Origin of the sequence: Streptomyces sp. NPDC059499, assembly GCF_042749285.1 — a bacterium.
GTDB lineage: Bacteria > Actinomycetota > Actinomycetes > Streptomycetales > Streptomycetaceae > Streptomyces.
Window position 1 is genome coordinate 302,988 of record NZ_JBHYTT010000008.1, and the last position, 13,343, is coordinate 316,330.

13 protein-coding genes are annotated in these 13,343 nt (G+C 71.1%); 8 read left to right on the forward strand and 5 right to left on the reverse strand.

What is annotated here, in order from left to right:
* Window positions 1-273 precede the first annotated feature (273 nt).
* Both ACFW9O_RS20845 and ACFW9O_RS20850 read left to right on the forward strand, forming a co-directional pair.
* Window positions 274-657 carry a hypothetical protein gene (locus ACFW9O_RS20845; RefSeq protein WP_384611204.1) on the forward strand — a complete coding sequence of 128 codons (384 nt, stop codon included), beginning with the start codon at window positions 274-276 and terminating at the stop codon, window positions 655-657.
* 431 nt (window positions 658-1,088) lie between these two features.
* Complete coding sequence (locus ACFW9O_RS20850) at window positions 1,089-1,550, forward strand: hypothetical protein (RefSeq protein ID WP_384611206.1); 462 nt, start codon at window positions 1,089-1,091, stop codon at window positions 1,548-1,550.
* A gap of 114 nt (window positions 1,551-1,664) precedes the next feature.
* Here the strand turns inward: ACFW9O_RS20850 and ACFW9O_RS20855 are convergent, their stop codons facing one another.
* Together ACFW9O_RS20855 and ACFW9O_RS20860 are read right to left on the reverse strand one after the other, a co-directional pair.
* Window positions 1,665-2,387 carry a hypothetical protein gene (locus ACFW9O_RS20855; RefSeq protein WP_384611208.1) on the reverse strand — a complete coding sequence of 241 codons (723 nt, stop codon included), beginning with the start codon at window positions 2,385-2,387 and terminating at the stop codon, window positions 1,665-1,667.
* A gap of 376 nt (window positions 2,388-2,763) precedes the next feature.
* A complete protein-coding gene (locus tag ACFW9O_RS20860; protein WP_384611210.1) occupies window positions 2,764-3,117 on the reverse strand; it encodes a DUF6204 family protein in 354 nt (117 codons plus the stop codon).
* A gap of 66 nt (window positions 3,118-3,183) precedes the next feature.
* On the opposite strand from ACFW9O_RS20860, the gene ACFW9O_RS20865 reads away from it, so the two are divergent.
* Together ACFW9O_RS20865 and ACFW9O_RS20870 are read left to right on the forward strand one after the other, a co-directional pair.
* Window positions 3,184-4,080 (forward strand): arginase family protein, encoded by an 897-nt coding sequence (locus tag ACFW9O_RS20865; protein WP_384611212.1) that lies wholly within the window; start codon window positions 3,184-3,186, stop codon window positions 4,078-4,080.
* A gap of 95 nt (window positions 4,081-4,175) precedes the next feature.
* Window positions 4,176-6,146 (forward strand): DUF5107 domain-containing protein, encoded by a 1,971-nt coding sequence (locus ACFW9O_RS20870; protein ID WP_384611213.1) that lies wholly within the window; start codon window positions 4,176-4,178, stop codon window positions 6,144-6,146.
* A 96-nt stretch (window positions 6,147-6,242) separates the two neighbouring features.
* On the opposite strand, the gene ACFW9O_RS20875 is transcribed toward ACFW9O_RS20870, so the two are convergent.
* From ACFW9O_RS20875 to ACFW9O_RS20885, 3 genes are all read right to left on the reverse strand, one after another.
* Window positions 6,243-6,596: a VOC family protein gene (locus ACFW9O_RS20875; RefSeq protein WP_329205772.1), complete on the reverse strand. Its 354-nt coding sequence runs from the start codon at window positions 6,594-6,596 to the stop codon at window positions 6,243-6,245.
* A gap of 62 nt (window positions 6,597-6,658) precedes the next feature.
* Entirely contained in the window at window positions 6,659-7,468 is an 810-nt protein-coding gene (locus ACFW9O_RS20880) for a class I SAM-dependent methyltransferase (protein WP_384611214.1), read from the reverse strand.
* A 94-nt stretch (window positions 7,469-7,562) separates the two neighbouring features.
* The gene (locus ACFW9O_RS20885) at window positions 7,563-9,059 is read right to left on the reverse strand and encodes a bifunctional phosphatase PAP2/diacylglycerol kinase family protein (RefSeq protein ID WP_384611215.1); all 1,497 of its coding nucleotides are present in this window, start codon (window positions 9,057-9,059) and stop codon (window positions 7,563-7,565) included.
* A gap of 214 nt (window positions 9,060-9,273) precedes the next feature.
* On the opposite strand from ACFW9O_RS20885, the gene ACFW9O_RS20890 reads away from it, so the two are divergent.
* From ACFW9O_RS20890 to ACFW9O_RS20905, 4 genes are all read left to right on the forward strand, one after another.
* Window positions 9,274-10,047, forward strand: coding sequence for an IclR family transcriptional regulator (locus tag ACFW9O_RS20890; RefSeq protein ID WP_384611216.1), 774 nt, complete (start codon window positions 9,274-9,276; stop codon window positions 10,045-10,047).
* Window positions 10,044-10,892 carry an SMP-30/gluconolactonase/LRE family protein gene (locus ACFW9O_RS20895; protein ID WP_384611217.1) on the forward strand — a complete coding sequence of 283 codons (849 nt, stop codon included), beginning with the start codon at window positions 10,044-10,046 and terminating at the stop codon, window positions 10,890-10,892. The genes ACFW9O_RS20890 and ACFW9O_RS20895 overlap by 4 nt, the downstream gene beginning before the upstream one ends.
* Window positions 10,893-11,058: 166 nt before the next feature.
* Window positions 11,059-12,297, forward strand: coding sequence for an aminotransferase class I/II-fold pyridoxal phosphate-dependent enzyme (locus ACFW9O_RS20900; protein ID WP_384611218.1), 1,239 nt, complete (start codon window positions 11,059-11,061; stop codon window positions 12,295-12,297).
* A 13-nt stretch (window positions 12,298-12,310) separates the two neighbouring features.
* Window positions 12,311-13,333 (forward strand): MBL fold metallo-hydrolase, encoded by a 1,023-nt coding sequence (locus tag ACFW9O_RS20905; protein ID WP_384611220.1) that lies wholly within the window; start codon window positions 12,311-12,313, stop codon window positions 13,331-13,333.
* Window positions 13,334-13,343: the final 10 nt, after the last annotated feature.

Here is a 13,343-nt window from a genome sequence, read left to right on the forward strand (position 1 = left end):
CCTCGTGGTCCGTCCGGCTACCTGCACTGCCCGAGCACCCCCACCGTCACCCTCCCCAGCTCCCATCCCGTCTGCCTTCGGCCCACACACCGTGGAGCGGTGGGGTTACCCGTCAAGTCCTTCTGCTCAGTTCGCCAGGCCGGCCCGGGGACCCGGGGCGATATGAGGCATGCCCGACATCGCGATCAACTTCAAGGTGAACGCGTTGAGGAAGGCACACACCCGTCATGCCGACCAGGCGCGGCGCCGACGGAATCGGCGTACGTTGCGCGGATGGAAATAGGCAAGATCAAGTCGAAGCCGGCGTTGCTGGTAGTCGTGGGCCTGGTGGGCGCCGGTGTCGGATTCGGGATCGGCCACACGCTACCGACGGATACTGCGACACCCCGGATGTTCCAGGGCACGGTCTCGGCAGTCGGGGGCAACGGAGACAAGTTCGGGGTCTCCCTCGACGGTCGCCAGCCGGGAGAAAGCTTCGGACTCGGCGCCGTGCCGTGGAAGGACACCAACGGCACCTGGCACGACAGCAGCCCGATCGACTGTCTCAAGCCTCTGTCCCAGGGACAGCACATCGCGTTCGGCGTCGTCCACGTGAACGATCCCGACTTCAGCACCGACCTCGTCGCTTGGGTCGACTGCTCGAACGCGACCGGCTGACCCAGTCTGGATCAGTCATCTGGGAGCAGGGATCATCGGTAGCGTTCTACGCCGAAGCCTGCCCAATCCCACCACTTACCCCGGCTTCCATGCTGTCTGCCTTCGACCCACAGACCGTGGAGCGTGTGTGGTTCAGGCGTCAAGGTTGAGCACGCCACTGCACTAGCGACCTTGACGCCTTGGGTCGCGACTACTCGGGCCTGTCCGGGGCGAAGGTTGTCGGAATGGGAGCCCACGACGCTCCCCACGGATCCGTCGGCACTCGCGAACGGCGCCCTTCCCCTCCCGGAGTCTGAGCACCCGCGTCGGAGGCGTGCCTAGTGCCCCGACGGTTCCCCCCTTGGCGATCCGAGCGGCCATCTCAGCCCCGCCCCATGACCTGACCTGCCACCGCCTGCGGCGAAGCGCAGTCGGCGTGACAGCATGCGGCAATGGCTTTCCGGCACCCCGACGGCGACTACGCGATCACCACGATGTACTCCGTGCCCGATGACGCCTGGTATCTGGAACTGGACCTCGTGGCCGAGCATCGGAATCTCGTGATCGCGATCGTCCCCGACGAGGATCCGGCACGGGAGCCGACCGTGTGCTTCAACCCTCACGGAGGGCACGTTGACGTCCCGTACGAGGTCATGACGTGGTTCATGCACCAAGTCGATGAAGAAGTCCGTACCTCCCGTGCCTGGATGCGGCTGAGGCCCGATCTCGTCGAGATCATCCACCGGCTCCGTCAGGAGCACATGGGCGCCATCGACGACGACACCTTTCGGCAGGTCCTGCCGGAGGTGCGCGCCGCGGTCCCCGAGGCAGACCTCCCCGCCGTTCTCGAAGCAGCCTTCGGGCGGAGACCTGACGGCACCACCATGGAACAGCCGCAAGCGCCCGATCTGTAGACGTTCCAGGAGGCACCTGGGCTGTCACTGAGCCGGCCTCGGGAGCGAATCCCAGGCGGTGTGCGGGGACGCTGTGCTCTCTGCGTGGTGCAACGGTCTGCCCGTAACCGGTGGTCAGCCGGTCACCCACCTGATGAGCGCGATCACGGCCCCGGTCATCCCGGCGACGGCTGCGAGGTTGGCGAACGTGATCGTCACGACGTCGAATTTCGTGACCTTCTCACTATCGAGTTTGTCGGCCAGCTTCTCCAGAGTGTCCGTGCGGTGCTTCAGCTCCGTGAAGGCGACTGCCGAAGTCAGGTTGGTGGCTTCGGTCGCCAACTCCGCAGTGGCCTCGGCCCGCTCCCGGTCCATTCGCTCGGAGCGTTCCTTCTCCATGGCGGCGTGCTCGTCGAGCACCTTCAGCAGGTGTTCGCGAGTCTCCGGGTCAGTAACACTCGCACTCACTTCCTGGCGGAAGTCCTTGATCTGTTCGGCCGGATGCAGTGAGTTGATCCGCTCCAGAATCAGAGTCTTCCGTTCCAGCAGCGTGGGGAGGATCCCCAACTCCATCTGTGCATCGTCTGCTTTGTCCGCGAGGACGAATAGGACCTTTCCTGACCTTGCCGTCAGTTCCACCCTTGCCACCGGGAACGAATTCGGATGCTCGATCGCCGTGTTCACCGTTTCCAGGGACGTCTGCAGTTCGGCGAGCGACTGCGCCATGATCTGGTCCATGGTCAGCCGGAGTTGCCGCAGCGTGCCCTCGAAGAACGCATCCGTGAAGCTTGTCACCTGCGAGTCGACGGAATTCACCCACCCCATGCTGTGCGCCCCCTCGATGCCGTACCGCCGCATCCGCTCAGGGCCCGGACGCCGATGGCCACCTGGCCTGCTCGCGGGCGGTGCAGAGACTTCGGTGTCCTGGCTTCGGTCATGTCAACCGCTCCCTCGACGCTCCGGGCCGCCGCTTGCGGCGGGGCGACTACCGGTGGAAGGACATCTGTTGCTCTCGTCCCGTGCCCGCATCATGTCCGTTCGCGTCCTGCATCATGCGATCACCGATTCTGTTCAGAGGTTGAGTTGAGGTTCGAGCCTGATCGTCCCGCGAAGGCACGTCCGACAGAGCTGAAAGCCTCTCAAAGATCCCTGCCTCAACTCGCCCCACCCCGTGACGGAGCGGAAAGTGAGGAATTCCCGGATCAACGGCGGTACAACAGCCGTCCGTCAGGCGTCACGCCGCTCCCGGCCCCCGCCGTCCCTTGTAGTTGATCTTCATCGTGTCCATGTCCGTCGCGGTGGAGCGCAGCACCCCGTAGCCGTGGCCCCGCTCCGCGAGGTGCGTCTGCGCACGGTCCTCGGCGATCGCCACCGCCATCTCCTCGCCGTCCGCGGCATCCGAGACGACCACGTAGCGGAAGCTGAAGTGCTTCAGCGCGGAGTCGTAGGTGAGGGTGCCCTCCTCGGTGAACTGCATCCCCGTCAGCCCGTGTTCCGACGCCTCGGACAGCAACCGTTCCCTGTCCGTGTCCGTCAGCCCCTCCCAGGTGCCCCGCACGATCACCCGGTACGTGTGCTGCGTGTCCATCGTCCTGCCTGCCCTCTGCTCGGAAATACGTTGAGGACGAAGGCTACGGCGGGAAGGATGGGATCCATGCGGAATATCGTGGTCCTCGACGCCCCGTCCAACCTGGGCCTCCGGCCACCGGCGCCGGGCACCGTACCCGGCTGCTACAAACTGGCCGGTGCCCTGCGCGAGCAGCGGATCGTGCAGCGCCTCGGGGCGTCCGAGGGCGGTGTCGTCGTACCGCCGCGGTACGACCGCGGTAACTGGCAGTTGGGCGACGGGGTCTTCAACGCGGCAGCCATCGCCCGCTACACCCGCACTCTCGCCGACCGTATCGAGGGCCACGTCAGGGCCGGGGAATTCCCGCTGGTGCTCGGGGGCGACTGCTCCATCCAGCTCGGGGCGACCCTCGCCCTGCGCCGCATCGGACGGTACGGACTCGCCGCCGTCGACGGCTCCTCGGACTTCCGCCACCCGGGCAACAGCACCCTGATCGGCGCCGCGGCCGGGGAGGAACTGGCGCTCGCCACCGGGCGGGGGCAGGCCGACCTCACCGACCTGGAAGGGCTCCGGCCCTACCTCAGGGACGAGGACATCCGGCTCTTCGGAATGCGTGACTACGACGAGGACCGGGCCGAGATGGCCGCGCTGAAGATCTCCAACGCCACGGTCGGGGAGATCAGGGAACGGGGCGTCGCCGAACTGACGCACGGCGTGCTGCAGACCCTGGAGGTCCCCGCCCTCGACGGCTTCTGGGTGCACCTCGACGCCGATGTGCTCGATCCGAGCGTGATGCCCGCCGTCGACAGCCCCGACGACGGCGGGCTGCTCCCCGACGAGCTCGGGACGCTGCTCCGGATCCTGGTCCGCTCGCCGCGCTGTGCCGGGCTCAACATCACCGTCTACGACCCGGATCTGGACCCCGACGCCACCGCGGGCGCCCTGCTCACCGACCTCGTCGTCGCCGCCTTTGCCGAAGACTGACACCTCGACCCCCTGGCCGGGGGGCCGTCCAGCGTGTTCCATGGTCATCGGGGGGCGCCCGGACCTGTGGCGGCCCGCGAGGGAGCGAGGTTGTCTTGGCCACGACCGTACGACGTGCCGTACTTACCCTGCCCGCAGCGCACGCCGGGCCGGAGAACCCACTGGCGGCGCTGCGGCCACTCGACGAGATGCACGCCGTCGGGAGCCGCGAACGGGACGACCTGCCCCGGGACATGGCGCGGCAGCTCGGGCACGAGCCGCTGCGCACCGTCCTTCCGGTCCGGATTCTCGACGGGTACGACCGCGACCGCACGCCCACCGACCTGGACGCGATCGTCATCGAGAACGACCGGCTGCGCGCCACTGTCCTGCCAGGGCTGGGGGGCCGCATCCACTCCCTCCACCACAAGCCGACCGGCCGCGAACTCGTGTACCGCAACCCGGTCCTGCAGCCCGCGGACTTCGCGCTCAACGGCGCCTGGTTCTCCGGCGGCATCGAGTGGAACATCGGCGCGACCGGCCACACCACCCTGTCCTGCGCCCCGGTGCACGCCGCCCTCGTCACCGCCCCCGACGGCGGAGACATGCTGCGGCTCTGGGAGTGGGAACGCCTGCGCGACCTGCCCTTCCAAGTGGACCTGTGGCTGCCCGAGGACTCCGACTTCCTGTACGTCGGCGTGCGCGTGCGCAACCCGCACGAGCATCCAGCGCCCGTCTACTGGTGGTCCAACATCGCCGTCCCCGAGGACGAGCACACCCGCGTCCTGGCCCCCGCCGACGAAGCCTGGCACTTCGGCTACGAACACGCCCTGACCCGGGTCCCCGTCCCGGTGACCGACGGCACCGACCGCACGTACCCCCTGCGCAGCGAATACCCCGCCGACTACTTCTACGAGGTCCCCGACGGCGCCCGGCGCTGGATCGCCTCCCTCGACGGTGGCGGCCACGGACTCGTCCAGACCTCCACCGACGTCCTGCGCGGCCGGAAGCTCTTCCTCTGGGGCAGCGGCACCGGCGGACGCCGCTGGCAGCGGTGGCTGACCGAGCCCGGCACCGGCGGCTACGCCGAGATCCAGGCCGGGCTCGCCCGTACCCAGCTGGAGCACGTTCCCCTCGAAGCCGGCGCCGAGTTCAGCTGGCTGGAGGCGTACGGTCCACTGTCCGCGGACCCCGCCGCCGTGCACGGTGACGACTGGGCGGCGGCCCGGGCCGAGACCGAGCAGCAGCTCGCCCGGGCCCTGCCGCGTGCCGACGTGGACGACGCGTACGAGGCGTGGCGCCGCTGCGCCGACACCGAACCGGGCGAGGTGCTCGCCACCGGTTCCGGCTGGGGCGCACTGGAGGTCCGGCGCGCCGGGTACAAGCTTCCCGGTACGCCCTTCGACCGGTCCACGCTCGGCGAACAGCAAGCCCCTTGGCTGGAGTTGCTGGAACAGGGCACCTTCCCGCAACCACTCCGGGTGGCTCCGCCCGGACCGTCCCTGGTCTCCCCGCACTGGCGCGACATGCTGGAGACGGCCTCCGCCGAACCCCTCACCGAATACCACCTGGGCATCGCCCAGTGGCACGCCGACGACCGGGCCCAGGCGGTGCGCAGCTGGGAGCGCGGGCTCCCGCTCGCTCCGTCCCGCTGGCCCCTGCTGCGCTGTCTCGCCGTGGCGGCCCGGGAGAGCGGCCAGAGCGAACGGGCCGCCGACCACTACACGGAAGCCTTCGACGCCCTGTGTGCGGAGCGCAGTGACGACGGCGAGATCTGGACGCCGGCAACGTCAGCCCTCGGTCGTGAGGCCATCGAGGCACTGCTGACGGCCGGACGCGCCGCCGCCGCCCGCGTAGTGCTGGAAGGCCTGGGCCCGGAGATCCGGGCGCGGGGCCGCTTCCGGCTGCTGGAGGCGCGAATCCTGCTGGCCGAAGGAGACACCGCGGCCGTGCGCGCGGTTTTCGACGCCGGCTTCGAGGTCGCCGACCTACGGGAAGGGGCCGAGATCCTGGACGAGGTCTGGCGCGCCGTCACCGACGACCCACTGCCGGACCTCTACAACTTCAGGATGCGTCCCCTGCGTTGAGACCCCGGCCGCAGAGCACCGCCGGGGACGGAGAGGACCGCGGCCGCCGCGCGTGATCCGGCCGACGACGCCACCGCGTTCGTCGGCCGATCCGCGTCAGGCGGACACGTTCCGGTCCACGTACTCGAAGACCGAGCCGTCCGGGTGAAGGGCGATCAGATTGCGGCCGGCCGGGGTGGGGACCGGACCCGCGACGATCCGCGCCCCCACCCTGGTCAGAGCCGCATGGGCCTCGTCGACATCCTTGACGGCGATGGTCGCCGACACCTTGCGCAGAATCTCCAGCTCCGACTCCGGGCCGCTCATCAGCAAGAAGCAGCCGATCGCGGCGACCGATACCCCGCCACGCTCGAAGCGCAGCGCCGGAGTACTGGTGAGGCCCTCGTAGAAGGCCACCGAGGCCTCCAGGTCGTCGACGCAGATTCGCAGCGTGGTTCCCAGGATTTCCATGCCCACGAGGGTAGTCGGCGACCTGACGGCATGTGATCGAATCCGTCCGGGAGCGCCGGTGGTCAGGGCCGGCAGAGCACCTCGCCGTGCGGCACCATGAACCACCCGTCGGGCTCCTCGCCCCATGCGTGCCAGGCCGCCGCGACGGCCGTCAGCTGTTCGGGGTCGGCATGTCCGCCGTCCACCGCCAGTTTCGCGTACACCGATGCCGTCGTACGGTCCGCCCACAGGCCGCTCCACCAGGCCCGGTTCTCCGGGGTGGCGAAGCACCAGGCCGCCGCGGTGGGGGTGATGTCGCTGAACCCGGCCTGCCGGGCCCAGGACAGCAGCCTGCGCCCGGCGTCGGGCTCGCCCCCGTTGGCGCGCGCCACCCGTCCGTACAGCTCCTGCCACTGCTCCATGCCCGGCACTTCCGGGTACCAGGTCATCGCCGCGTAGTCGCTGTCGCGCGCCGCGACCACACCGCCGGGCCGGCACACCCGTCGCATCTCGCGCAGTGCCTGCACCGGGTCGCCCACGTGCTGGAGCACCTGGTGGGCATGGACCACGTCGAAGGAGTCGTCGGGGAAGTCCAGTGCGTGCACATCGGCCGTGGCGAACTCGATGTTGTCCAGGCCGCGTTCGGTTGCCGTTGCGGCTGCCCGGTCCAGGATGTCGCGGCTCGTGTCGACCGCGGTCACCCGGCCCGGGGCGACCAGCGCCGCCAGATCGGCGGTGATGGTGCCCGGTCCGCAGCCCACGTCCAGCACCGCCTGGCCAGGGCGGAGTTCAGCGATGAGGTAGGCCGCCGAGTTGGCCGCGGTGCGCCACCGGTGCGAGCGCAGTACCGACTCGTGATGGCCGTGGGTGTACACGGCGGTCTCCTTGGGCATGGCCTTGTGTCCTCTCTCGGGACTTCGCGAGCGGTAGGGCAACGGTACGCCGCGATGTCGCATCCTGAGATAGGCGTCTTGCGATCCGGACAGGCTAGATGGGCATCGGGCAGTAGACCGTCAACGCCTCCGGCAGCTTGTCGATCATCAACTCCCTTCCGGAGTGCGCCACTTCGCCGTCGAACGCGTACGGAGTGCCCGGTGCGAGGCCGGAGATGCGCACCCTGTGCCGGCGTACCGCCGCATGCACGGGTGACCGGGTCAGCGGCCCCGCGACCGCCGCCGCGAGCAGTCGCAGACCCGGAGTCCGGCCGCCGTGCACCACCCTGACGTCCAGCAGGCCGTCCGCCAGGTTGTGCCGTCGGCCGGGCGCGGGGCCCACCCGCTGGAACAGTCCGTTGCCCACGAAGAGCAGCCACAAGGGCCGGCGCCGCCCCTGGACTTCCGCCGTCAGCGGGCGTCCGCCGCGCAGCGCCTCGAAGGCCGCCAGTACTCCTGCGGGCCAGCCGCCGATCCGGGGCGCCCAGCGCTCCCGGGTCCGTACGAGCTCCGGATACACCCCGAGGCTGAATGCGTTCAGGAAGTAGCCGTGCGCCCCGCCGGGGCCTTGGGGGCCGGGCCGGAAACGGCCGAGGTCTACCCGGACCGCGTCACCCGCGGTGAGCGCGGCCACCGTGTCCTGCACCGTTTCGATGCCGAGGTCGTAGGCGAAGTGGTTGAGGGTCCCGCCGGGGAACACGGCGAGCGGCAGGCTGTGCGTCGCCGCGACGGCCGCCGCGAGGTTCACCGTGCCGTCGCCGCCGCAGACGCCCAGAGCCTTGCCCCGTCGTGCCGCCTTCTCCAGCGTCCCGGACAGGTCGGCGGGCGCGCACTCCAGCACCTCGGCGAGCGGGAGCGCCTCGCGGACCAGGTCGGCCGTGGCGGTCGCCGAACCGGACTCCCGGTTGACGATCACGACCAGGTCCTGCCCGGTCGGCATCGCCGGAGCACCGGCGGGCGGTCTCCCGGGCGCGGGCAGCTGTCCACGGGTCGGTACGACGCCCCGCAGTGCGAAGGCCGCCCCTATGCCGAGCGCCGCACCCGCCACCACATCGCTCGGATAGTGGACCCCGGTGTAGACGCGGGAAGCGGCCACGGCGAGCGCGACCGGGGCGACGACCGCACCCCAGCCCTTCGACTCCAGGGCGACACCCGTCGCGAAGGCCGCGGCGGACGCCGCGTGCCCGGAGGGGAAGGACGTGGTGAACGGCTGCCGCTTGAGCTGTCGTATCACCGGAACCAGATCGAGTATCGGGCGTTCCCTGCGCACCGCGCCCTTGCCGACGGTGTTGATCGCGGCCGAGGCCACGGCCAGTGAGGCGATGCCGCGCAGTGCGGCCCTGCGTGAGCGGGCGCTGCTGCCCAGTGCCGCCATGCCTGCCGCCGCGCCGAACCACAGCAGCCCGTGATTGGCGCTGCGGCTCAGCCGGGGCAGGAGGGGTTCGGCGCCCGGCCAGTGCCGTGCGGCCACACTCTGGAAGGCGGCGAGGTCGCGTTGATGGAACCAGGTCTGCCAGCGGGTGGGCGAGGAGAGGTTGCGCGGTGTCGACATGGGACAGCGAATACCCTGCCGAAGGGACGTGAACCAGGAGGCGCGCACACAAACCCCTGTCGGAACCCGACCGAATCGAGGACAATCCGATGAATTGTGCCGGTGTCCGGCCTCTACGGCGGGTCACGGACATTGCCCGGACAAGTTCCCTGCCGTTAGCCTGCGTTCGTAATTCCGGTCATTGGCCGGAGTGTCGAACGATGGGTGGGCGATCATGGGGCGACTCGTCCCTGCGGTGACCAGGGCGCTGGACGTACTCGAGCTCTTCCTCCAGGCCGAGGGAACCCTCTCGGCCCCCGAGGTCACCCGCAAGCTCCAACTGCCGAGGACCACCGTCCACGAACTGCTGACCACGCTGGCCGCGCGCTCCTACCTCGTCACGGTCCCCGAGCAGCCCGGCCGCTACCGGCTCGGCGTGCGGACGTACCAGCTCGGCAGCCGGTACGCGGAACAGCTCGACCTGGCGGCCGAGGGGCAGCAGGTGGCCCGGGAGGTCGCCGAGACCTGCGGCGAGACGGTCCACGTGGCGATCCTCGAGGACACCGAAGTCATCTACATCGCCAAGGTGGACTCCACGCACGCCGTCCGCATGGTCTCGGCCGCCGGGCGCAAGCTTCCCGCGCACTGCACCTCCGTGGGCAAGCTGCTCCTTGCCGCCCTGCCCGAGGCGGAGCTCGACGCCCGGCTCGACGGACGCGAACTCGTCGCGATGACGGACAACAGCCTCACCGACGCGACGGAGCTGCGCGCCGCGCTCGCCGCCGTGCGCAAGCGGGGGATCGCGGTCGAGCACCGGGAGTCGAACCCGGACGTGAGCTGTGTGGCGGCGCCGGTCCGGGACCGTTCGGGACGTGTGGTCGCGGCGCTCTCCATCTCCGTGCCGATGATCCGCTGGAGCGAAGAGCGTGAGGAGGAGCTCGCGCAGCTCGCCGCGGGCGGCGCGGACGCGCTGTCCGGCAGGCTCGGACACCACCGGGCCCAGGGGTGAGGCACACCGCGGAGGTGGCCGTACGGGAACGGGCCGAGCTCGGTGAGGGCCCCACGTGGGACCCGGCAGCCGGACGGCTGATCTGGGTCGACATCCTCTCCTCCCGGATCCACACGTACGACCCGTCGAGCGGCCGGCGTACGGTCATGGCCACCGAGCAGCACGTCGGAGCGGCGAAGCCGCGGGCCGGCGGTGGGCTCGTGGTCAACCTCAGGGACGGCGTCGGCCTGTACGACCCCGCCGGGGCCTTCTCGTGGCTGACCCGCGACCCGGTTCCGGGGCGCCGGGGCAACGACGCGGCCGTGGCACCGGACGGCGCCCTGTGGGCGGGCACCATGCGCTACGACGAGCGGGAGGCGGGCGGCAGCCTGTCCCGGATCGGGCCGGACGGCAGTGTGGCGGTCGTACCGGAAGCGGTGGCGGTCAGCAACGGCACCGGCTGGAGCCCCGACGGGCGGCTCATGTACTACATCGACAGCCCGACCCGGCGGATCGACGTGTTCGACGTGGAGGGCGAGCACATCCGAGGCCGCCGTCCGTTCGCCGTCGTCGAGCCGGGTGCCGGCTGGCCCGACGGCCTGACGGTGGACGCCGACGGCTGCGTGTGGACCGCCCTCTGGGACGGTGCGGCGGTGCGGCGCTACACGCCGGACGGCCGGCTGGACCTGGTCGTGGAGCTGCCGGTGCGGCGGCCGACGGCATGCGCGTTCGGGGGGCCGGACCTCGCCGACCTGTACATCTCCTCGGCCCGGACCGGTCTCGTGGCGCCGCATCCGCTGTCCGGGTCCCTGCTGGTGCTGGCAGACGCGGGGCGAGGGGTGGCGGGGGTTCCGTTCGCGGGGTGACCGGCCCCTTTCCGCCCCCCCGGCCGGCGGCGGGCCCGGCGGTGCCCCCGGTCCGCCGGACGCCTCCTGCCGCCCCGGGCGCCACATCTGGGTCCGGTGCGGGGGCGGAGCGGGTGAAACCTCCGTATAAAGGGCCCAGGGTGATGCAGGCGGAGGAGGCCCCGGGATGCACTGGAGCGAGCGGGAGCAGCCCCACGCCGTCCGCCAGGACCACGGCCCCGTGCGGTACGGGCCGCCCGCCCCCGAACCCGGACTTCCCGCCCTCCCGGAGCTGGCCGACGTGCTGGCCGCCTCGGCCGCCAGGACCAGCCCCGAGCCCCCGGGTGGCGGAACGATCCTGCGGGGGGCTGCCTCCGCCTACTGGGAGCGACGAGGCCTGCACGGCGGTCCGGGGGACATCGCGGCGGCCCCGGGCGCCCAGCCGCTGCTCCTCGCGCTCATCGCCGCGCACGGCGGCGATGTGCTCATGCCCCGTCCCTGCCCCGCCACCTGGATGCCGCAGGCCCGGCTGCTCGGCCGCCCCGCCTATCACGTGCCCACTCCGGCCGAGTGCGGAGGCATACCCGACCCGTTCGCCCTGCTGGAAACCGTGCGCAGGGTGCGCGCCGAGGGCGGCAGGCCCCGGCTGCTGCTGATCTCCGTCGTCGACGACCCGACCGCCACCGTCGCCCCTCCGGAGCTGGTCAGGGAAGTCTGCGAGGCCGCCGTCGGCGAGGGTCTGCACATCGTCAGCGACGAGACCTGGCGCGACACCGTGTACCGGCCCCTCGACACGGTCCTGCTCAGCCCCGCCGAGATGTGCCCCGACGACGTGACCGTCCTCGTGGACCTCGCCGGTGCGCTGACCCCGTCCGCGTGGCCGGTCGCGGTCGCGCGTTTCCCGGCCACCCGGCGCGCGGCCGTCCGCCGCGCACGCGCCCTCGACGTCCTCACCGCACTCGGCGCCCTCGTGGCGGAACCCGTCGCACGGGCGGCCGCCCACGCGCTGCGGGAACCGGAGGCGGTCACGGCCAGGATGCGGCAGGCCGCCGGCCTCCAGGCCCAGGTCGCCCCCGCCGCGCACCGTGCCGTGCTCACCGCCGGTGCGCTCGCCAGGCCGCCGCAGGCGGGCAGACACCTCTACGCCGACCTCGGCCCGCTGCGCACCCGGCTGGCCGCCAGGGGCGTCACGGACTCCATGGAACTGGAGGAGTACCTGACGGAACGTCTCGGCACCCCCACTCCGGGCGGGCACCGGTTCGGGGACGAACTGGGCGCCCTGCGGGTCCGGCTGGGCACGGGACCGCTGCTCGGCTCAACCCCGCAGGAGCAGATGGAGTCCCTCACTGCGGTGGAGCCCTTGAAATTGCCCCATGTCGCACAAGCGTTGAGCATTTTCGCAGCAGCCCTCGATGAACTCCGATGACAGGAGCCTCTCGATGACGGAACAGACCGAGCGCCCGCTCGCCGGCCCCGGCCCCGCGGCCACCGGCCGCGTCGTCGTGACGCGCCCCCTCGGTGAGGTCCGGTCCTGGCCCGGCAGCTTCGCGGACCGCCTCACCGCTCCGCTCCCGGGTGTCAGGGGCATGACGCGGCTGGCCCGCGAGCGCGCGATGCGGCCCAACACCGAAGGGCTGCGGGGGATCCACCGGCTCCCGTACGAGCCCGGCCCGCTGCCTGCAGCGGGGACGGACACGATGGCCGTCACCTGGGCCGGACACGCCAGCTGGATCTTGAGGGTCGGCGGGCTCACCGTCCTCACCGACCCTGTCTGGTCGCGCCGGATCCTCGGTACCCCGGCGAGGATCACCCCGGTCGGCGTCCGCTGGGAGGAACTTCCTCCGGTCGACGCCGTCGTCATCAGCCACAACCACTACGACCACCTGGACGCCCCGACGCTGCGCAGGCTGCCGCGGGCCACTCCGCTGTTCGTCCCCGCCGGGCTCGGCCCCTGGTTCCGGCGCCGCCGCTTCACCTGCGTCACCGAGCTCGACTGGTGGGAGTCGGCGGAACTGGGCGGCGTACGGTTCGACTTCGTACCCTCCCACCACTGGTCCAAGCGCACCCTCGTGGACACCTGCCGCTCACTGTGGGGCGGCTGGGTCCTCGGCGACCGGCAGGGGCGGCGGATCTACTTCGCGGGGGACAGCGGCTACGGGCACTGGTTCAAGGAGATCGGCCGCCGCTACCCCGGACTCGACCTGGCGATGCTGCCCATCGGCGCGTACGAACCGCGCTGGTGGCTCTCGGACGTGCACACGGACCCGGAGGAGGCCGTCCAGGCGTACGAGGACCTCGGTGCCCGCGCGATGGCACCGATGCACTGGGCGACGTTCCTGCTCTCCGCCGAACCCGTGCTCGAACCGCTGATCCGGCTCCGTACCGCCTGGCACCAGGCCGGATACCCCCGTGAAGACCTCTGGGACCTGCCGGTCGGCGGCTCGCGTGTCCTCGGCGGCTGAGCGCGCCGGG